17 protein-coding genes and 1 tRNA gene are annotated in these 20,488 nt (G+C 69.1%); 8 read left to right on the top strand and 10 right to left on the bottom strand.

Annotation, left to right across the window (positions count from 1 at the left end; all coding sequences use genetic code 11):
- Positions 1–93: 93 nt before the first annotated feature.
- From ACIBLC_RS21745 to ACIBLC_RS21725, 5 genes are all read left to right on the top strand, one after another.
- Entirely contained in the window at positions 94–1,326 is a 1,233-nt protein-coding gene (locus tag ACIBLC_RS21745; protein ID WP_399212715.1) for a branched-chain amino acid ABC transporter substrate-binding protein, read from the top strand.
- A 118-nt stretch (positions 1,327–1,444) separates the two neighbouring features.
- Positions 1,445–2,377 carry a branched-chain amino acid ABC transporter permease gene (locus ACIBLC_RS21740; RefSeq protein ID WP_365427808.1) on the top strand — a complete coding sequence of 311 codons (933 nt, stop codon included), beginning with the start codon at positions 1,445–1,447 and terminating at the stop codon, positions 2,375–2,377.
- A 5-nt stretch (positions 2,378–2,382) separates the two neighbouring features.
- Positions 2,383–4,209: a branched-chain amino acid ABC transporter permease gene (locus tag ACIBLC_RS21735; protein WP_399212714.1), complete on the top strand. Its 1,827-nt coding sequence runs from the start codon at positions 2,383–2,385 to the stop codon at positions 4,207–4,209.
- Positions 4,210–4,214: 5 nt separating this feature from the next.
- A complete protein-coding gene (locus ACIBLC_RS21730; RefSeq protein ID WP_399212713.1) occupies positions 4,215–5,123 on the top strand; it encodes an ABC transporter ATP-binding protein in 909 nt (302 codons plus the stop codon).
- Complete coding sequence (locus ACIBLC_RS21725; protein WP_399212712.1) at positions 5,120–5,836, top strand: ABC transporter ATP-binding protein; 717 nt, start codon at positions 5,120–5,122, stop codon at positions 5,834–5,836. The genes ACIBLC_RS21730 and ACIBLC_RS21725 overlap by 4 nt, the downstream gene beginning before the upstream one ends.
- 80 nt (positions 5,837–5,916) lie before the next feature.
- On the opposite strand, the gene ACIBLC_RS21720 is transcribed toward ACIBLC_RS21725, so the two are convergent.
- Positions 5,917–6,573: an ANTAR domain-containing response regulator gene (locus ACIBLC_RS21720; RefSeq protein ID WP_399212711.1), complete on the bottom strand. Its 657-nt coding sequence runs from the start codon at positions 6,571–6,573 to the stop codon at positions 5,917–5,919.
- 101 nt (positions 6,574–6,674) lie between these two features.
- Here ACIBLC_RS21720 and ACIBLC_RS21715 point away from each other — a divergent pair.
- Both ACIBLC_RS21715 and ACIBLC_RS21710 read left to right on the top strand, forming a co-directional pair.
- Positions 6,675–6,747, top strand: a tRNA-Leu gene (locus ACIBLC_RS21715).
- Positions 6,748–6,853: 106 nt separating this feature from the next.
- Positions 6,854–7,627: a transcriptional regulator gene (locus ACIBLC_RS21710; RefSeq protein WP_399212709.1), complete on the top strand. Its 774-nt coding sequence runs from the start codon at positions 6,854–6,856 to the stop codon at positions 7,625–7,627.
- A 6-nt stretch (positions 7,628–7,633) separates the two neighbouring features.
- Here ACIBLC_RS21710 and pyk read toward each other — a convergent pair whose 3' ends face one another.
- Positions 7,634–9,070 carry a pyruvate kinase gene (gene pyk / locus ACIBLC_RS21705; RefSeq protein WP_399212708.1) on the bottom strand — a complete coding sequence of 479 codons (1,437 nt, stop codon included), beginning with the start codon at positions 9,068–9,070 and terminating at the stop codon, positions 7,634–7,636.
- Positions 9,071–9,258: 188 nt separating this feature from the next.
- Positions 9,259–9,972 (bottom strand): SIMPL domain-containing protein, encoded by a 714-nt coding sequence (locus ACIBLC_RS21700; RefSeq protein ID WP_399212707.1) that lies wholly within the window; start codon positions 9,970–9,972, stop codon positions 9,259–9,261.
- 137 nt (positions 9,973–10,109) lie between these two features.
- Here ACIBLC_RS21700 and ACIBLC_RS21695 point away from each other — a divergent pair, with 137 nt between their 5' ends.
- Entirely contained in the window at positions 10,110–11,918 is a 1,809-nt protein-coding gene (locus ACIBLC_RS21695; RefSeq protein WP_399212706.1) for a bifunctional metallophosphatase/5'-nucleotidase, read from the top strand.
- A gap of 4 nt (positions 11,919–11,922) precedes the next feature.
- On the opposite strand, the gene ACIBLC_RS21690 is transcribed toward ACIBLC_RS21695, so the two are convergent.
- The 7 genes from ACIBLC_RS21690 to ACIBLC_RS21660 form a co-directional block, all read right to left on the bottom strand.
- On the bottom strand, positions 11,923–13,356 hold the full coding sequence (locus ACIBLC_RS21690) for a lysine N(6)-hydroxylase/L-ornithine N(5)-oxygenase family protein (protein WP_399212705.1): 1,434 nt from the start codon (positions 13,354–13,356) through the stop codon (positions 11,923–11,925).
- On the bottom strand, positions 13,353–14,708 hold the full coding sequence (locus ACIBLC_RS21685; protein WP_399212704.1) for a pyridoxal phosphate-dependent decarboxylase family protein: 1,356 nt from the start codon (positions 14,706–14,708) through the stop codon (positions 13,353–13,355). Before ACIBLC_RS21685 ends, ACIBLC_RS21690 begins: the two co-directional genes overlap by 4 nt.
- A 305-nt stretch (positions 14,709–15,013) precedes the next feature.
- Positions 15,014–17,515 carry an aminopeptidase N gene (gene pepN / locus ACIBLC_RS21680; RefSeq protein WP_399212703.1) on the bottom strand — a complete coding sequence of 834 codons (2,502 nt, stop codon included), beginning with the start codon at positions 17,513–17,515 and terminating at the stop codon, positions 15,014–15,016.
- Positions 17,516–17,608: 93 nt separating this feature from the next.
- A complete protein-coding gene (locus ACIBLC_RS21675; RefSeq protein ID WP_399212702.1) occupies positions 17,609–18,139 on the bottom strand; it encodes a two-component system response regulator in 531 nt (176 codons plus the stop codon).
- 139 nt (positions 18,140–18,278) lie between these two features.
- Complete coding sequence (locus ACIBLC_RS21670) at positions 18,279–18,647, bottom strand: chorismate mutase (RefSeq protein WP_399212701.1); 369 nt, start codon at positions 18,645–18,647, stop codon at positions 18,279–18,281.
- Between the two features lie 100 nt (positions 18,648–18,747).
- Positions 18,748–19,200, bottom strand: a complete 453-nt coding sequence (locus ACIBLC_RS21665; RefSeq protein WP_399212700.1) for a GNAT family N-acetyltransferase — start codon at positions 19,198–19,200, stop codon at positions 18,748–18,750.
- A gap of 277 nt (positions 19,201–19,477) precedes the next feature.
- Entirely contained in the window at positions 19,478–20,260 is a 783-nt protein-coding gene (locus tag ACIBLC_RS21660) for a S1 family peptidase (protein WP_399212849.1), read from the bottom strand.
- Between the last annotated feature and the right edge of the window lie 228 nt (positions 20,261–20,488).

The following is a 20,488-nucleotide window of genomic DNA, read 5'->3' as shown; positions in this document are numbered from 1 at the left end:
CAGTCACCGCGCCAAGGATTCGAAACTATTTCGGCTCAGCGCTCGACTCGGCCGCTTCCATGGGGGAGGGCCGCGCCAGGGAAAGGACTGACCGTGCGCCAACGTTCGTTCATCGCCATCACCGCCGCGCTGGCGGCGGGGGCACTGACCCTTACCGCCTGCGGCTCGCGCGACGACGACGGCGACTCGAGCTCCGGTGACGGTGGCACCACCGTCACCATCGGCGTCGACGCCCCGCTGACCGGCGACCTGTCCGCTCTGGGTCTCGGCATCAAGAACTCGGTCGACCTCGCCGCCAAGCAGGCCAACGAGCAGAAGCTCGTCGACGGCGTCACCTTCAAGATCGAGGCCCTCGACGACCAGGCGCAGCCCGCCTCGGGCCAGCAGAACGCCACCAAGCTCGTCGCCGACAAGGCGGTCCTCGGCGTGGTCGGCCCGCTGAACTCCTCCGTCGCCGAGTCCATGCAGAAGGTCTTCGACGACGCCAAGCTCGTCGAGGTCTCCCCCGCCAACACCAACCCGGCGCTCACCCAGGGCACGGAGTGGAACGGCGGCACCAAGGCCCGCCCGTACAAGTCGTACTTCCGCACCGCGACCACGGACGCCATCCAGGGCCCGTTCGCCGCGCAGTACGTCTACAACGACTCCAAGAAGAAGAAGGTCTTCGTCATCGACGACAAGAAGACCTACGGCGCCGGTCTGGCCGCCACCTTCACGGAGGAGTTCAAGAAGCTCGGCGGCACGGTGGCCGGCACGCAGCACATCGACCCGGACACCAAGGACTTCTCCGCGATCGCCACCCAGGTGAAGAGCTCCGGCGCGGACGTCGTCTACTACGGCGGCGAGTACCCGCAGGCCGGCCCGCTCAGCAAGCAGATCAAGGCCGCCGGCGCCAAGATCCCCGTGGTCGGCGGTGACGGCATCTACAGCGCCGACTTCATCAAGCTGGCCGGCGCCACCGCGACCGGCGACCTCGCCACCTCCGTCGGCGCCCCGGTCGAGGAACTGCCCTCCGCCAAGGAGTTCGTCGCCAACTACAAGGAAGCCGGCTACAAGGACGCCTACGAGGCTTACGGCGGCTACTCCTACGACTCGGCATGGGCGATCATCGAGGCCGTGAAGAAGGTCGTCGAGGACAACGACGGCAAGCTCCCGGACGACGCCCGCGCCAAGGTCACCGCGGCCATGCAGAACGTCTCCTTCGACGGTGTGACCGGCAAGGTCTCCTTCGACGAGTTCGGTGACGCGACCAACAAGCAGCTCACCGTGTACGCGGTCGAGAACGGTGCCTGGAAGCCCGTGAAGTCCGGTACCTACACAGGCTGATCCCCACCCGCACACCGACGAGCCGCGCGGGGCGCCGCACCACAGGCGCCCCGCGCGGACTCGCATCCGGCCCCACCCGTCGAACAATCCGACATCCGAACGTCTCGGAGGACATGCGGTGAACGAACTGCCGCAGCAGCTGGTCAACGGCCTGCTACTGGGATCCATGTACGGGCTCGTCGCCATCGGCTACACAATGGTCTACGGCATCGTCCAGCTCATCAACTTCGCCCACGGCGAGATCTTCATGACCGGGGCCTTCGGCGCCCTCACGGTCTACCTGTACATCCTGCCCGACGGCACCACCATGTGGCTCGCGCTGCCCCTCATGCTCATCGGCGCCATCGTGGTCTCCACCACGGTCGCCGTAGGAGCGGAACGGTTCGCCTACCGCCCGCTGCGCACCGCGCCACGCCTCGCCCCCCTCATCACCGCCATCGGTCTCTCGCTCGCCCTCCAGCAGGCGGTCTGGGCCTGGTACCCGAACGCCAAGTCCGCCATCACCTTCCCGAGCATCCCCGGCGGACCCTTCGAGATCGGCAGCGTCACCATCCAGACTGGCGACGTGTTCCTCTTCGTCGCCGCCCCCATCAGCATGGCGATCCTCGCCTACTTCGTGATGAAGACCCGCACCGGACGCGGCATGCAGGCCACCGCCCAGGACCCTGACACCGCCAAGCTCATGGGCATCAACACCGACCGCATCATCGTGGTCGCCTTCGCCCTCGGCGCCGCCTTCGCCGCCATCGGGGGCGTGGCCTACGGATTCAAGTACGGCCAGATCGACTTCCGTATGGGCTTCCTCCTCGGCCTCAAGGCCTTCACGGCCGCCGTCCTCGGCGGCATCGGCAACATCTACGGCGCCATGATCGGCGGACTCGTCCTCGGCCTCGCCGAAACCATGGCCACCGCCTACATCGCCGACGTCCCCGGCATGTCGCAGCTCGGCGGCCAGTCCTGGGCCAACGTCTGGGCTTTCGTACTTCTCATCCTCGTGCTCCTGTTCAGGCCACAGGGCCTGCTCGGTGAGCGCGTGGCGGACAGGGCGTGACACCGATGACCACACAGACCACCGCTCCCGAGACGCCCGGCACCCCCACCCAGGGAAAGCCCACGGGCCTCGTCGCCATCCCCCCGGCCATCGGCCGCGCCCTCGCCACCGGCGGCGGCGTCCTCACCGTCGTCTCCGCCTTCCTCGCCTGGACCTGGACCTCCGAGTTCCCCGGTGACCTCACCGTCTACGGCTACCCGGGCGGCCTCCAGGTCCTCGTCCTCATCGGCGGCGTCCTCACCACCCTCTTCGGCCTCGCCTCCTACGGCATCAAGGGCCTGGGCTGGCTGGTACCCGCGAGCGCCGACAGCGCCATCAAGCTCTCCGCGCTCGGCGCCTTCGCCACCGCCTGGTTCACGGTCATCGCGATCACCGTCCAGCTCGGCGGCGTCGTCAACCTCGAACCCGGCGGCTACATCGCCGCCATCGCCACCCTCGGCGCCCTCCTCGGCGCCCTCGCCCTGCCGTTCCAGCGGCCGGAGCCGGACATCGCCGACCCCGAGGACACCCCCCGCGAGCGGCTTGCCCTCGACGTACGCAACAGCGTCAGCGTCATCAAGGCCGCCTTCGCCTCCGGCACCCCCGCGCCGGCCCGCAAGCTGCCCGCGTACGCCGAGATCCTGATCATCGTCGCGGCGCTCGCCCTGGGCCTGATCGTCTTCACGTACGGCATCGGCACCCAGTACGACGAACTCTTCGTCGGCTTCCTCATCATCACGGGCTTCGGCTTCGCCGCCGCCGCCAAGGCCGGCCTCGTCAGCAGGCTCTCCGCCATCACCGCGGAGCACCGCAACGTGACGATGCTCGGCGCGTTCCTCGCCGCCGCGGCCTTCCCCTTCACCCAGTCCGACGACCAGTACGCGACCATCGGCGTCTACATCCTCATCTTCGCCACCGTCGCCCTCGGCCTGAACATCGTCGTCGGCCTCGCCGGCCTCCTCGACCTCGGATACGTCGCCTTCCTCGGCGTCGGCGCCTACACCGCGGCCATGGTCTCCGGCTCCCCGTCCTCCCCGTTCGACGTCCAGCTCCCGTTCTGGGCCTCCGCCCTGCTCGGCGCGGCCGTCGCCATGGTCTTCGGTGTCCTGATCGGCGCCCCCACCCTGCGGCTCCGCGGCGACTACCTCGCCATCGTGACCCTCGGCTTCGGTGAGATCTTCCGCATCGGCGTCCTCAACATGGACGGCACCTCGGGCCCCGACATCACCAACGGCTCCAACGGCATCGCGTCGATCCCGAACCTCAACATCCTCGGCTTCGACTTCGGCGCCGAACACAGCTTCGGCGGATTCACCATCGCGCGATTCGCCAACTACTTCCTGCTGATGCTCCTCATCACCCTGGTCGTGGTCGTCGTCTTCCGACGCAGCAGCGACTCCCGCATCGGCCGCGCCTGGGTCGCCATCCGCGAGGACGAGACCGCCGCGCTCGCCATGGGCATCAACGGCTTCAAGGTCAAGCTCATCGCCTTCGCCCTCGGCGCCGCGCTCGCCGGCCTCGCCGGTACCGTCCAGGCACACGTCACCTACACCGTGACCCCCGAGCAGTACACCTTCGCCAACGTCGTCCCCCCCAACTCGGCGTTCCTGCTCGCGGCAGTCGTCCTCGGCGGCATGGGCACCATCAGCGGACCGCTCATCGGCGCCGCACTGCTCTACCTCATCCCGGCCAAGCTCCAGTTCCTCGACGACTACCAGCTCCTCGCCTTCGGTCTCGCGCTCGTCCTGCTGATGCGCTTCCGCCCGGAAGGCCTCATCCCGAACCGGCGCCGCCAGCTCGAATTCCACGAAGACGCGGAAGCACCCACAGTCCTCAGCAAGGCAGGGGCCTGACCACCATGACTACCGAGACCACCACACCGGCAGCCTCCTCCGGCGCCAACGCACCCGGCGAAGTCGTACTCGACGCCCGCGGCGTCACGATGCGCTTCGGCGGCCTCACCGCCGTACGCAACGTCGACCTCACCGTCAACAGCGGCGAGATCGTCGGACTGATCGGCCCCAACGGCGCCGGCAAGACGACCTTCTTCAACTGCCTCACCGGCCTCTACATCCCCACCGAGGGAGAGGTCCGCTACAAGGGCACCGTCCTGCCGCCCAAGTCCTTCAAGGTCACCGCGGCAGGCGTCGCCCGCACCTTCCAGAACATCCGTCTCTTCGCCAACATGACGGTCCTGGAAAACGTCCTCGTCGGCCGGCACACCCGCACCAAGGAAGGCCTCTGGTCCGCACTCCTGCGCGGACCCGGCTTCAAGAAGGCCGAGAAGGCGTCCGAGGAACGCGCCATGGAACTCCTCGAGTTCATCGGCCTCGCCGCCAAGCGCGACCACCTCGCCAGGAACCTCCCCTACGGCGAGCAGCGCAAGCTCGAGATCGCGCGAGCCCTGGCCAGCGAGCCCGGCCTGCTGCTCCTCGACGAGCCCACCGCCGGCATGAACCCGCAGGAGACCCGGGCCACCGAGGAACTCGTCTTCGCCATCCGCGACATGGGCATCGCCGTACTCGTCATCGAGCACGACATGCGGTTCATCTTCAACCTGTGCGACCGCGTCGCCGTACTCGTGCAGGGCGAGAAGCTCGTCGAGGGCGACAGCGCGACCGTCCAGGGCGACGAACGCGTCATCGCCGCCTACCTCGGCGAACCCTTCGAGGACGCCCCGGGCGACGAAGAGGTCGCCGAAGTCGAAGCCGCCGAGGCGAACGCCGGCACCACGAAGGACGCGCCCGGCAAGGAGACCGACCGATGACCGCACTGCTCGAAGTCGAGGACCTCCGGGTCGCCTACGGCAAGATCGAGGCCGTCAAGGGCATCTCCTTCAAGGTCGAGGCCGGCGAGGTGGTCACCCTCATCGGCACCAACGGCGCCGGCAAGACCACCACCCTGCGCACCCTGTCCGGCCTCCTCAAGCCCGCCGGCGGCCAGATCAAGTTCAACGGCAAGTCCCTGAAGAAGACCCCCGCACACCAGATCGTCGCGCTGGGACTCGCCCACTCCCCCGAGGGCCGGCACATCTTTCCCCGCATGACCATCGAGGACAACCTGCGCCTCGGTGCCTTCCTCCGCGACGACAAGCCGGCCATCGAGAAGGACATCCAGCGCGCCTACGACCTCTTCCCCATCCTCGGGGAACGCAGGAAGCAGGCCGCGGGAACCCTCTCCGGCGGTGAGCAGCAGATGCTCGCCATGGGCCGTGCGCTCATGTCCCAGCCCAAACTGCTCATGCTCGACGAACCCTCCATGGGCCTCTCGCCGATCATGATGCAGAAGATCATGTCCACCATCGTCGAGCTCAAGTCCCAGGGCACGACGATCCTCCTCGTCGAGCAGAACGCCCAGGCGGCGCTCTCCCTCGCCGACCACGGCCACGTCATGGAGGTCGGCAGCATCGTTCTGACCGGCGCCGGTCAGGACCTCCTGCACGACGAGTCCGTCCGGAAGGCGTACCTGGGCGAGGACTAGCTCCTCCGGTGCGTACGAGAAGGCCCGCGGCCCCTGTCGGACAGGGGCCGCGGGCCTTCTCGTACGCACATCCGGCGGGCTCAGCCCTTCGCGGACTTCTTCTCCTCGGCGTCCTGGATGACCGCCTCGGCGACCTGCTGCATCGACATCCGGCGGTCCATCGACGTCTTCTGGATCCACCGGAACGCGGCCGGCTCGGTCAGTCCGTACTGCGTCTGCAGAACCGACTTCGCGCGGTCGACCAGCTTCCGGGTCTCCAGGCGCTGGCTGAGGTCCGCGACCTCCTGCTCCAGCTGCTTCAGCTCGGTGAACCGCGACACCGCCATCTCGATGGCCGGCACCACGTCACTCTTGCTGAACGGCTTCACCAGGTACGCCATCGCGCCGGCGTCGCGGGCCCGCTCGACCAGGTCGCGCTGGGAGAACGCGGTCAGCATCAGCACGGGGGCAATGCCCTCTTCGGCGATCTTCTCGGCGGCGGAGATCCCGTCGAGCTTGGGCATCTTCACGTCGAGGATCACGAGGTCCGGCTTGTGCTCCCGGGCCAGCTCGACGGCGTGCTCACCGTCACCGGCCTCACCCACGACGCTGTAACCCTCTTCCTCCAGCATCTCCTTGAGGTCGAGACGAATCAGCGCCTCGTCCTCGGCGATGACGACGCGGGTCGTCAGCGGAGGCACGTGCGACTTGTCGTCGTCGGGCGCGTCTACGGGCTGTGGCGACTCGGGGGCGGTCACGGGGGCTCCTCGTTCGGGGCGGGGTACTGCTGACAAGAGCCTACCTAGCTGCGGTAAAGTAAGGACACGGCGGGTGACCGCCAGCCTTTGTTTTAGAGGAAGCCCCGGTAGTCCAGCGGTAGAGACGATGGATTCAAAACCCATACAGCGTCGGTTCGAATCCGACTCGGGGCACTTTTCCTTACATTCCAAGGTCACTACCGGAAAGCGGATGTTCCCGTTCTCGTGAACATCCGCTTTTCGCTGCACACCGTGACGATCAGTCGCTCAGGGTGGCCGCATGTACGACATGGGCACACGTAAGCGGGCGCTGACCATGGTCGCCCAGGGGCGCAGCATGAACTCGGTGAGCAAGGAGACCGGGGTCTCCCGAGCAGCGATCCGTTCCTGGCAGTCACGAATCGACCCGTTGCCGCGGATGCGGCGTAGGCCGTGCGCGAGATGCGGTCCAAGGGCTGAGCCGCCCGTCGACAAGGCGGCCTACAGCTACCTCCTGGGGCTCTACCTTGGCGACGGCTGCATCAGCGGCATGCGAGCGGGCTACGTGCTGCGCATCGCGTGCGCCAACACCTGGCCGGGCCTCATCGAGGCCTGCGCTGCCGCCATCGAGACCATCAACCCCAGCAGGAAGTCGAACCGAGTTCAGGCCGTGGGCTACGTCTCAGTCGTTGGCTACAGCCGGCACTGGCCCTGCCTCTTCCCCCAGCACGGCCCCGGCAAGAAGCACGACCGCCGAATCTTCCTCGAACCCTGGCAGCAGGAAATCGTCGATGCCCACCCCTGGGAGTTCATCCGGGGGCTCATCCACTCCGACGGCTGCCGCGTTACCAACTGGACGACCCGCCTCGTCGGCGGTGAGCGCAAGCGCTACGAGTACCCCCGGTACTTCTTCACCAACAAGTCCGACGACATCCGGAAGCTCTTCAGCGACACCCTCGACAAGGTGGGCGTCGGGTGGACGACCCTCGCCCGCGGAAGCGACCCCTTCAACATCTCCATCGCCCGCAGGGCCTCGACCACCCTCATGGACACCCACGTAGGTCCCAAGTACTGACGCCCCCTACTTGGGGCTGTCGTCCTCGCCGATGTGGTGGACGCGTACGAGGTTGGTCGAGCCGGAGACTCCGGGCGGGGAGCCGGCGGTGATGACGACGATGTCGCCCTTCTCGCAGCGGCCGTACTTGAGGAGGAGCTCGTCGACCTGGTCGACCATGGCGTCGGTGGAGTCGACGTGCGGCCCGAGGAAGGTCTCCACGCCCCAGGTGAGGTTGAGCTGGGAGCGGGTCTCCGGCGCCGGGGTGAAGGCGAGCAGCGGAATCGGCGACCGGTAGCGCGACAGGCGGCGGACGGTGTCGCCGGACTGGGTGAAGGCGACGAGGAACTTGGCGCCGAGGAAGTCGCCCATCTCGGCGGCGGCACGGGCCACGGCGCCGCCCTGGGTGCGGGGCTTGTTGCGGTCGGTGAGCGGCGGGAGCCCCTTCTCGAGGATGTCCTCCTCGGCGGCTTCCACGATGCGGCTCATGGTGCGGACCGTCTCGATCGGGTACTTGCCGACGCTCGTCTCGCCGGAGAGCATCACGGCGTCCGTGCCGTCGATGACCGCGTTGGCGACGTCGGAGGCCTCCGCGCGGGTGGGCCGGGAGTTCTCGATCATCGAGTCGAGCATCTGGGTGGCGACGATGACCGGCTTGGCGTTGCGCTTGGCGAGCTTGACCGCGCGCTTCTGGACGATCGGCACCTGCTCCAGGGGCATTTCGACGCCGAGGTCGCCGCGGGCGACCATGATGCCGTCGAAGGCGGCGACGATGTCGTCGATGTTGTCGACGGCCTGGGGCTTCTCGACCTTGGCGATGACGGGGAGGCGGCGGCCCTCCTCGTCCATGATGCGGTGGACGTCCTCGATGTCGCGTCCGCTGCGTACGAAGGACAGCGCGATGACGTCGCAGCCGGTGCGCAGGGCCCAGCGCAGGTCTGCTTCGTCCTTGTCGGAGAGCGCGGGGACGGAGACGGCGACGCCGGGGAGGTTGAGGCCCTTGTTGTCGGAGACCATGCCGCCTTCGATGACGGTGGTGTGGACGCGGGGGCCGTCGACGGAGGTGACTTCGAGGCAGACCTTGCCGTCGTCGACGAGGATGCGTTCGCCGGTGGTGACGTCGGCGGCGAGTCCCTCGTAGGTCGTTCCGCAGGTCTGGCGGTCGCCCTGGACGCCTTCTTCGACGGTGATGGTGAAGGTGTCTCCGCGTTCAAGGAGTACGGGGCCTTCGGCGAAGCGGCCGAGCCGGATCTTCGGGCCTTGAAGGTCGGCGAGGATGCCAACGCTGCGGCCGGACTCGTCGGAGGCCTTGCGCACGTGGTGGTAGCGCTCCTCGTGGTCGGCGTAGGTGCCGTGGCTGAGGTTGAAGCGGGCTACGTCCATTCCGGCGTCGACCAGTGCTTTGATCTGGTCGTACGAGTCGGTGGCTGGGCCCAATGTACAGACGATTTTTACTCGGCGCATGTTTCGAGCGTAGGCCTTACCGGCGGGTAGGTAATTGGCGCCGCATGACTACTCAACAACCTTTGCGTGAAGGGTTATTGCCAAGCGTTGAATTGTGCGCGGGGGTGCTCCGATGAGCGCGGGGGTCGCTTTCCGTGCTCCCTCGGGCACAATTCCGAATAAGTCTTTCCCGGGGAACCGGAGGGGAACTAGAGCCGCGGCGGTGCCATGGTGAACCGGGCGTTCACCTGGGCGTAGACGTGCTGGCGCTGGGGTTCGAGGTCGAGGGCGGCGGTTTCGTCGGCGGCGGCCTCCGCGTAGGCCATGGAGCGCATGGCGCGACCCGGGGCCTGGGAGTACTGCTGGGCGTTCTCGGCGCCGATGTCGGCAAGTTCGACGAGGGCGGAAAGGGTGGTGCCGAGGGCTTCGGCGTATTCGCGGGCGCGTTGGACGGCTTCGCGGACGGCTTGCTGGCGGGCCTGGCGGTGGGAGGGCGAGGTGGGGCGCAGCGCCCACCAGGGGCCGTCGACGCGGGTGAGGTCGAGGTCCGCGAGGCGGGTGGTCAGTTCGCCGAGTGCCGTGAAGTCGGTGAGTTCGGCGGTGATGTGGACGCGGCCGTGGTAGGCGCGGACGCGTTCGCCGCGGCCGTGTTTGGTGAGTTCGGGGCTGATGGAGAAGGCGCCGGTCTCGACGCGTTCGACGGCGTCGCCGTAGGTCTTTACGAGGTCGAGTGCGGTGGTGTTGCGGCGGGTGAGGTCGGCGAGTGCGTCGCGGCGGTCGGTGCCGCGGGCGCTGACGGTGATGCCGATGCGGGCGATCTCGGGGTCGACCTCGAGGTGGGCTTCCCCCCGGACGGCGATGCGGGGCGAGTCGGGGGTGCCGTAGGGGAGGGCGGGTTGGGGTTCCTCTGCGGTGGGTGCCATACGCCCCACTCTGTCACCAGGAGGCGTGTTGTGGCGTCTACAGGTCACCAGATCGAAACGTCCTGGACCTGTTGCGGCAGTGGCTCGTGGGCCAGAATCTACGCGCGTTGTTGACTGTTTCCTGAGGAGTCTCTGAGATGTCGCTGAACCGCCGTAAGTTCCTGAAGAAGTCCGCCGTGACGGGGGCGGGGGTCGCGCTCGCCGGGGCGGTGGCGGCTCCGGCGGCCGAGGCCGCCGAGTCGAAGAAGGGCGGAAGGCCCATGAAGAAGCGGTATTCGCTGACGGTGATGGGCACGACGGATCTGCACGGTCATGTCTTCAACTGGGACTACTTCAAGAACGCGGAGTACCAGGACACGGCGGGCAACGCGCAGGGCCTGGCGCGGATTTCGACGCTGGTGAACGCGATCCGCAAGGAGAGGGGCCGCTCGAACACGCTGCTTCTGGACGCGGGTGACACGATTCAGGGCACTCCGCTGACGTACTACTACGCGAAGGTCGATCCGATCACCGCGAAGGGCGGTCCGGTCCACCCGATGGCGCAGGCGATGAATGCCATCGGCTACGACGCGGTGGCTCTCGGCAACCACGAGTTCAACTACGGCATCGAGACGCTGCGGAAGTTCGAGGAGCAGTGCCGTTTCCCGCTGCTGGGTGCGAACGCGCTGGACGCGAAGACGCTGAAGCCGGCTTTCCCGCCGTACTTCATCAAGAAGTTCCAGGTGCGGGGTGCGCCGCCGGTGAAGGTGGCGGTGCTCGGTCTGACGAACCCGGGTATCGCGATCTGGGACAAGGCGTATGTGCAGGGCAAGTTGGTGTTCCCGGGTCTGGAGGAGCAGGCGGCGAAGTGGGTGCCGAAGCTGCGGTCGATGGGCGCGGACGTCGTCGTGGTGTCGGCGCACTCCGGTTCGTCGGGTACGTCGTCGTACGGTGACCAGTTGCCGTACGTGGAGAACTCGGCGGCGCTGGTGGCTCAGCAGGTGCCGGGTATCGACGCGATTCTGGTCGGGCACGCGCATGTGGAGATCCCGGAGTTGAAGGTCACCAACACGGCGACCGGCAGGACGGTGGTCCTTTCGGAGCCGCTGGCCTACGCGGAGCGGCTGTCCCTCTTCGACTTCGAGCTGGTTTTCGAGAAGGGGAAGTGGACGGTCGAGTCGGTGGCGGCGTCGGTCCGTAACTCGAACTCGGTCGCCGACGATCCGCGGATCACCCGGCTGTTGAAGGACGAGCACGATGTGGTGGTGGCGTATGTCAACCAGGTGGTGGGCACGGCCACGGAGACGCTGACGACGGTCGAGGCGCGGTACAAGGACGCTCCGATCATCGACCTGATCACCAAGGTGCAGGAGGACGTGGTCAAGGCGGCGCTGGTGGGGACGGCGTACGCGTCGCTGCCGGTGATCGCGCAGGCTTCGCCCTTCTCGCGCACATCGGAGATCCCGGCCGGGAACGTGACGATCCGGGATCTGTCGAGCCTGTACGTGTACGACAACACGCTGGTGGCGAAGCTGCTGACGGGTGCTCAGGTGCGGGCGTACCTGGAGTACTCGGCGAACTACTTCGTGCGGACGGCGGCGGGCGCGGTGATCGACACGGAGAAGCTGACGAACGCGAACAACCGCCCGGACTACAACTACGACTACGTGTCGGGTCTGCGGTACGACATCGACATCGCGCAGGCGGAGGGTTCGCGGATCAAGAACCTGACGTACAACGGGGCGGCGCTGGATGACGCGCAGCAGTTCGTGCTGGCGGTGAACAACTACCGGGCCAATGGTGGTGGCGCGTTCCCGCATGTGGCGTCCGCGACGGAGCTGTGGGCGGAGTCGACGGAGATCCGGACGCGGATCGCGGAGTGGGTGACGGCGAAGGGCGCGCTGGATCCGGCGGAGTTCGCGTCGGTGGACTGGAAGCTGACGCGCGACGGCACGCCCGTCTTCTGACGGATCAGGCTCGGCTGTTGCGGATCCCGTCCGTCAGGGGGGTCAGGACGCGTTCCTGGCGGGCGGACGGGATCTGGGCCTGTTGTTCGAGTCCGAAGGTGGTGAAGGCCGTTCGCGCGGGGAGCGGGTAGGGGTCCTTGCCCGTCAGGGAGTTGAGGATGGTGGCGCTGCGCCAGGCGGCGAGGCCGAGGTCGGGGGCGCCGACGCCGTGGGTGTGGAGTTCGGCGTTCTGGACGTGTACGTGTCCGGTGACGGAGGGGTCGAGGACCAGGCGGAACCGGTCGTCGACGCGCGGGCGTCCGGAGCTGTCGCGGCGGAGGTAGGGGTCGAGGCCGGCGAGGATGCGGCCCAGGGGGCGTTCGCGGTAGCCGGTGGCGAGGACGACGGCGTCGGTGGTGAGGCGGGAGCGGGCGCCCTGCTGGACGTGTTCCAGGTGGAGTTCGACCTTGGTGGTGGCGACGCGTCCGGCGGTGCGGACGGTGACACCGGGGGTGAGGACGGCGTCGGGCCAGCCGCCGTCCAGGCTGCGGCGGTAGAGCTCGTCGTGGATGGCGGCGATGGTGCCGGCGTCGATGCCTTTGTGGAGCCGCCATTGGGCGGCGACGAGCCGGTCGCGCACGGGTTCGGTGAGGGCGTGGAAGTAGCGGGTGTGGTCGGGGGTGAAGTGCTCCAGGCCGAGCTTGGAGTACTCCATGGGTGCGAAGGCTTCGGAGCGGGCGAGCCAGTGGATCTTCTCGCGTCCGACGGGCCGGTTGCGCAGCAGGTCCAGGAAGACTTCCGCGCCCGACTGTCCGGCGCCGATGACGGTGATGTGTTCGGCGGTGAGGAACCGCTCGCGGTGTTCGAGGTAGTCGGCGGCGTGGATGACGGGCACGCCGGGGGCCGCGACGAGGGGTTTGAGGGGCTCGGGGATGTGGGGGGCGGTGCCGACGCCGAGGACGATGTTGCGGGTGTAGGCGCGGCCGAGGGATTCGGCTTCTCCGTCGGTGTCGAGCTGGGTGAAGTCGACCTCGAACAGGGCGCGTTCGGGGTTCCAGCGGACGGCGTCGACCTGGTGGCCGAAGTGGAGTCCGGGGAGGCCCTCGGCGACCCAGCGGCAGTAGGCGTCGTATTCGGCGCGCTGGATGTGGAAGCGCTCGGCGAAGTAGAACGGGAAGAGGCGGTCGCGGGCCTTGAGGTAGTTGAGGAACGACCAGGGGCTCGCGGGATCGGCGAGGGTCACCAGGTCGGCGAGGAAGGGGACTTGGAGGGTGGTGCCGTCGATGAGGAGGCCGGGGTGCCAGTCGAAGCCGGGGCGCTGTTCGTAGAAGACGGTGTCGAGTTCGGTGAGGGGCTGGGCGAGGGCGGCGAGGGAGAGGTTGAAGGGGCCGATGCCGATGCCCACCAGGTCGCGGGGTGCTTCGGCGGCTGGGCGTGGGGGGTTGGGCGTCGCGCTCATCGGGGTGTGTGTCCTTCCACCAGTTTCAGGAGTTCGGCCAGGTCGCCGGGCCGGGTGTGGGGGTTGAGGAGGGTGGCTTTGAGCCAGCGCCGGCCGTCGAGGGTGGCGCGTCCGAGGACGGCACGCCCTTCGTGCAGGAGGGTGCGGCGTACGGCGGCGATGGCGTCGTCGGTGGCTTCGGCGGGCCGGAACAGGACGGTGCTGATGACCGGCCGGTCGTAGAGCTCGAAGCGGGGGTGGGCGGCTATGAGCTCGGCGAACTCGTCGGCGTGGGCGCATACCTGGTCGACGAGCGCGCCGATCCCGTCGCGCCCCAGTGTCTTGAGGGTGACGGCGATCTTGAGGATGTCGGGCCGCCGGGTGGTGCGCGGGGAGCGGCCGAGGAGGTCGGGGAGGCCCGCTTCGGTGTCGTCGTCGGCGTTGAGGTAGTCGGCGCGGTGTGCCAGTGCGGTGAGGTCGTGCTCGTCGCGGACGGTGAGGAGGCCCGCGGCGACGGGCTGCCAGCCGAGCTTGTGCAGGTCGAGGGTGACGGTGTCGGCGCGGTCGAGTCCGTCGAGTTTCCCGCGGTGGCGGTCGCTGAGGAGGAGGCCTCCGCCGTAGGCGGCGTCGATGTGGAGGCGGGCGCCGTGGGTGGCGCACAGGTCGGCGATCTCGGGCAGCGGGTCGATGAGCCCGGCGTCGGTGGTGCCGGCGGTGGCGGCGACGAGCAGGGGGCCGTGCAGCTCGGTGAGGGCCTCGCAGAGCGCTACGGGGTCCATGGTGCCGGCGGGCGCGGGGACGACGACGGGGTCGGGCAGGCCCAGCAGCCAGGCGGCGCGGGGCAGAGAGTGGTGGGCGTTGGCCCCGTGGACGAGTCGTACGCCGCCGTGTGCCTCTCGGGCCAGCAGGAGGGCGAGCTGGTTGGACTCGGTGCCGCCGGTGGTGACGAGGGCGTCCGCCGCGCCGGCTTCCCGTGCCAGCGCCCGTGTCACCAGCGCCTCCAGCTCGGAGGCGGCCGGGGCCTGGTCCCAGGAGTCCAGGGAGGGGTTGAGAGCCGAGGCGGCGAGGTCCGCGGCGACGGCTACGGCGAGGGGCGGACAGTGCAGGTGGGCGACGCACAGGGGATGCGCGGGGTCCGCGGCGCCTTCGGCCAGTGCCCGCACAAGGATGTGCAGGGCGTCTTCGCTTCCCTGCCGCGGCAGTACGTCGCCGACCGCGTCCCGCACCCGCCGCGCCACCTCCTCCGGTCCCCCGGCCGGCAGCGGGCCGCCCCTGGCCTCGGCGCCCTCGCGCAGCGCGCCGAGCACGGTGTCGAGCAACGGCCGCAGCGCACCGGGGCCTTCTGGACCTGAGGCGAGGGGCGGCGTGCTCATAGGGGTGTCCTCCGTTGGGCGCGGCAGGATGGACTCCAAGCCTGCACGCGATTCGGCTCGCAGCGCCCGCGAAGCCCAACGATCCGACCCAAAAGGGGGTACTGCCGTACGGAGGAAATGTGTCGGAGCGGCTGAGGTGCTAGGAGGGCATTTCGCCCCCTCCGCCCCGACCCGTCCCTTATTCCTGAGCTCCGCCCATTCCAGCCCGTCCGGCGTTCGAGGACGAGCGCGAAGCGCAACAGGGGGGCTGGGGGCGCAGCCCCCAGAGACGGGACGGGAAGGGGCGGAGGGGGCGAGAAATCCGGCTACCCCTCCCGAACCCTCAACGCCCGCGCCAGATCGTCCAGTTGATCGGCGAGCTTGCGACGCAGCGCCGGGATCGGGTCGGCGTCACGGAGACAGGCCTCGCCGAGAGCGAGGGTGTCCGGCGTGACGGCGTACACGGGGAAGGCCCAGCGCCCGGCGGCCTCGGCGATGGCAGGCCCACGACGGGCGGCGAGCGCGACGGCGTCGGGCCAGTACCGCTCGACGTACTCTCGTACGAGATCGCCCTGTTCGGGCTGCCAGAACCCCTGGGCGGTGGCGGTGAAGAGGTAGTTGGAGAGATCGTCGGTGGCGAACATCGACTCCCACGCCGCCCTCTTGGCCTGCGGATCGGGCAGCGCCGCACGGCAACGGGCGGCGCCCTCCTGCCCGGTGGCACTGGGGTCCTGCACGAGTTCGGCGTCGATGACGGCGTCGTCGATCGCGCCGAGAACGGCCAGCCGGGACAGGATGCGCCAGCGCAGCTCGGGGTCGAGCTCGGGCCCGCCGGGCACGGTGCCCTCGGAGAACCAGGCGCTGATGGTGTCGGGATGGGCGGCGACGTCGATGAAGTGGCGTACGGCGGTGAGGCGCAGACCGGGGTGGGACCCGTCCTCGGTGCGGCGGATCAGGTCCCGGCACAGGGAGCCGAGGGTGGCGAGCGCGGCGGGCCGGTCCTCGGGGCGGACACAGCGGTCGGCGAGCTGGGCGGAGGCGAAGGACAGCACGCCCTGGACGAGGGCGAGGTCGGTCTCCTCGGGCAGGTGGGCGGCGGCGGTCTCCAGGTAGTCGGCCGGGGCGAGTTCACCGTCGCGGGCCATGTCGCGCAGGGTGTTCCAGATGACCGCGCGGGTGAGGCCGTCGGGAATCGCGGAGAGGCCGCGCAGGACGGTCTCCAGGGAGGCCTCGTCGAGGCGGATCTTGGCGTAGGTCAGATCCGCCTCGTTGGGGACGATCAGGGCGGGTCGGTGGCCGGGGAAGCTCTGGGCCGCGTCGCCCATGGGCAGTTCGAGGTGGACGCGTTCCCGCGCGACGAGGGCGCGGCCGTCGGTGGGTTCACGGTCGTAGAGGCCGACCTCGACGCGGTGCGGGCGGCTGCCGGCGCGGTCGACGGCGAGCGTCCAGCCGGGGCTGTTCTCCGTGACGGTGGTGGTGAGGGTGTCGACGCCGGTGGTGCGCAGCCAGGCGTCGGCCCAGGCGTGTACGTCCCGTTCGGTCGCTCCGGCGAGGGAGTCGATGAAGTCGGCGAGGGTGGCGTTGCCGAACTTGTGGCGGGCGAAGTGGGTGTTGATGCCGGCGAGGAAGTCCTTCTCGCCCAGCCAGGCGACGAGTTGGCGCAGGGCCGAGGCGCCCTTGGCGTAGGAGATGCCGTCGAAGTTGAGCATGGCGGAGGCGGTGTCGGGGACGGCCTCCGGGTCGGGGGCGACGGGGTGGGTGGAGGGGCGCTGGTCCGCGTCGTAGCCCCAGGGTTTGCGGGTGACGCCGAACTCGGTCCAGGTGTCGGTGAACCGGGTCGCCTCGGTGAGGGTCTGGTAGCCCATGTACTCGGCGAAGGACTCGTTCAGCCAGATGTCGTCCCACCAGCGCAGCGTGACGAGGTCGCCGAACCACATGTGGGCCATCTCGTGGGCGATGACCATGGCGCGGGTCTGGCGCTCGGTGTCGGTGACGGCGGAGCGGTAGATGAACTCGTCGCGGAAGGTGACGAGTCCGGGGTTCTCCATGGCTCCGGCGTTGAACTCGGGGACGAACGCCTGGTCGTAGGAGTCGAAGGGGTAGGGCTCGTCGAACTTCTCGTGGTAGCGGTCGAAGCAGGCACGGGTGATGTCGAGGATCTCGTCGGCGTCGGCGTCCAGGGAGGGGGCCAGCGAGCGGCGGCAGTGGATGCCGAAGGGGAGGCCGCGATGCTCGGTGCGTACGGAGTGCCAGGGGCCCGCGGCGACGGCGACCAGGTAGGTGGAGATCAGCGGGGTCGCGGCGGCTTCCCAGCGTCCTTCGCCGAGGTGTTCGGTGACGCCGTTGGCGAGGACGGTCCAGCCCTCGGGGGCGGTGACGGACAGCTCGAAGACGGCCTTCAGGTCGGGCTGGTCGAAGGCGGCGAAGACGCGCTGGACGTCTTCCATGAAGAGCTGGGTGTAGAGGTAGGTCTCGCCGTCGGTGGGGTCGGTGAAGCGGTGCATGCCCTCGCCGGTACGGGAGTAGCGCATCGCGGCGTCGACGCGCAGCTCGTGCTCGCCGGCGGTCAGGCCCTTGAGCGGCAGCCGGTTCTCGTCGAGGGTCTCGGGGGCGAGGGGCTGCCCGTCCAGGGTGACGGAGCGCAGCTCGGCGGGCTTCAGCTCGACGAAGGTGTCCGCGTCGGCACGGGCGGTGAACCGGATGACGGTTCGGGAGTCGAAGGTGTCGTCCCCGCCGGTCAGGTCGAGTGCGATCCCGTAGTGGTGGACGTCGAGGAGCCTGGCACGGGTCTGCGCTTCGTCGCGCGTCAGTACGGACATGGGGGACATGCTGCCTGATCGGCCCGGCAGCGCACAGAGGCGGTCCGTCGTACCCCTTTTGTCCTTGTGGGGTTCCGTCGCTGTTTCCGTCCCTGGTCGCGCTTACGGGGTTCTGTCCCGCTTCAGCTTCCCGTGGTGGGCGTCGCGCTGGACGGGGACGCGGGTGTCCTGGCGCGCGGGCGTGACGTCCGGGGGGTGTTCCCTGACCAGGGCGCGCAGTTCACGCACCTCGCGTTCCAGGCTTTGGTAGCGCTGGTGGGTGTCGTACAGGTAGCGGACCTTGGTGCGCAGCGTCCAGGGGTCGATGGGTTTCATGACGAGGTCGGCGACGCCGAGGCCGAAGGCGGCGGAGGTCAGTTCGGCGTCGGAACCGAAGCCGGTGACCAGGAGGACGGGGATGTGCTGGGTCTGTTCCAGGCGCCGCATGTAGCGCACGACGTCGAGTCCGCTGACGCCGGGCATCCGTACGTCCAGGACGAGCAGTCCGACCTGGCCGCGCAGGACTTCCTTGAGGGCCCTGTCGCCGCTGGTCGCCCGGGACAGCAGGTAGCCCAGCGGGGCCAGGGCGTTCTCCAGGGCGTACAGCGTGTCCTCGTGGTCGTCGACGATGAGGATCCTGGCATCCGAAGGCATGGCCCGACGTCCCCTCGTTTGGACATACCAGCTTATGCCCGTCCGGACACACAGCGTGTATCCGTGGTTGACAAGGAGTGCTCGACACGAACGCGGTGCGGAGTGCTCAGCGCAGGATGCACGGTCGGACCGCCCGGTGTCACTCCCCCGTGGCGGCCGCGGGGCCCTCGGCGCCGTCCGCGATGCGCTCGTGGTGGCGGATGACCTCGGCGATGATGAAATTGAGCAATTTTTCGGCGAAGGCCGGATCCAGCTTGGCGTTCTCGGCGAGGCGGCGCAGCCGGGCGATCTGCTGGGCCTCGCGGGCCGGGTCGGCGGGCGGCAGTTGGTAGGCGGCCTTGAGGTGGCCGACCTGCTGGGTGCACTTGAAGCGCTCGGCGAGCATGTGGACGACGGCGGCGTCGATGTTGTCGATGCTGTCGCGCAGCCGGGCCAGTTCGGCGCGGACGGCCGGGTCGGTCCGGCCGCCCGCGCCGCCCGCCGTCTCATCGGTGTTGCTGGTGGTCATGGGGTCCAAGCGTAAGGGGCGTGCGGACTCCGCTGTCATCGGCCCGCGACGCTCCCCGTACGGCCCGGGCAGGTCGCCGGCCGCGCGTCGCCGGTCCACCTCAGCGCGGGGCCGTCAGCGCCTTGTGGAAGTGCACGTCCTGATGACCGCCCGGAATCCCCTCCGTGCGGCCCGACTCGCGATACCCCCGCCTCTGGTAGAAGCCGGGGGCCTGGAAGGTGAAGGACGAGACGATCGCCTCGGTGCAGCCCCGCCGGGCGCCCTCCTCCTCGGCGGCCCGCAGCAGCTTGCCGCCCCAGCCCGCGTGCCGCTGGTCCTCACGTACCCACAGCATGTCGATCGCGCAGAGGCTGCCCCAGACCCAGGCGGTGAGGCCGCCGACGAGTTCGTCCCCGGAGTCGGTCACCCGGACGGAGAACGGGACCGGATCCCCGGCGCCGGTGGCCCGGGCGTTGAACGCGGTCAGCTCGTCGTCGAGGCGCTGCTCCAACGCGTCGTCCTTGCCGCCGACCTGCAACGACGCGGAGACAGGGGGTTGTTGTCCGGTGCTCATGGCGTGGAGTATGTCAGCGCCCGCCGACCGGAACCGAACCCTTTTCCCGCGGCGCGCACGGCGGACCACACACGGCAAACCACGCACAGCGGGACACATACAGCGGGCCGCACCCGACCGGCCACACCCTTGCCGGCCGAAGGCACGCACGCACACGCCAGGGCGCCCGCGACACCAGAACAGGTCACGGACGCCCACCAACCCGCGTACGGCGTCAAAGAGCCGGAGACCGGCCGGGGATTGGATCAGCCGGGGACCGCCGGAGACGGGCCGGAGATCAGAGCGTCGCCGCGGCGCTCGCTATGGCCGATGCGAACGTCGAGACCTCGGAGTAGACACCGGGAGCGTTGGCCCGCGCGCAGCCGATGCCCCAGCTGACGATGCCGACCTGGATCCAGGCGTTCGCGCTGTCCCGGCGGAACATCGGGCCGCCGGAGTCGCCCTGGCAGGTGTCGACGCCGCCCGCCGTGTAGCCGGCGCAGATCTCGTCACTGGCGACCAGACCGCTGTAGCCGCTGTACGAGCGACAGGTGGCGTCACTGACGAAGGGCACGGTCGCCTTCAGCAGGTAGCGCTGCTGGGCGCCGCCCTCGCTGGCCGAGCCCCAGCCCGCGATGGTGAAGGTGCCGGTGTTGTACTGCGTGGTGGTGGCGATCTTCAGGGTGGACTGGGTGGTGATGGGCGAGGCCAGCTTGATGAGCGCCCAGTCCTTGCCGTTGCCGTTGTAGCCGGGGGCGCGGTAGACGTAGGTGGATTTGACCTGGACCCGGCCGGTGGTGGACTGGAGGTCGACGACGCCGGCGGTGGCGGTGATGCTGGTGTTGGCGCCGGTGCCGTTCACGCAGTGCGCGGCGGTGAGCACGATCTGCTGGGTGTAGAGCGCGCCGCCACAGCCCATGGAGAGCCGGACCATGAACGGGAACTCACCCTGCGCGGCCCGGGTTCCGCCGACGACGGGCGCGGGCGCGGCCTGCGCGCTGGACAGCGGCTGGAGGGAGACGGCCGCGAGGAGGACTGCGCCGATGGCGAGCGTTCTCTTGACGCCGGTGAACTTCTTCAGAAACTTCAACGTGCTTCCCTTCGTGGGGGGTTGAACGCGCGGCGGGGAGCCGCGCGTCACGCACAGCACTGGGCCGCGACACCGGTAGCGCCGACCGACCCGACACGCCTGGCATGTTCCTGCCAAGCTGCTGCGGATTATGGGGAGCGCTCCGCGACCCCGGCAAGGGCCTCATTCCGGCCACCTCCGCTCCCCCGCCCCCGTCCGCACTCCGCCGCCTGCCGGAAC

This window comes from Streptomyces sp. NPDC050535, assembly GCF_044457665.1.
In the GTDB taxonomy this organism is placed as follows: Bacteria; Actinomycetota; Actinomycetes; order Streptomycetales; family Streptomycetaceae; genus Streptomyces.
This window is presented reverse-complemented; position numbering and strand designations above follow the sequence as displayed.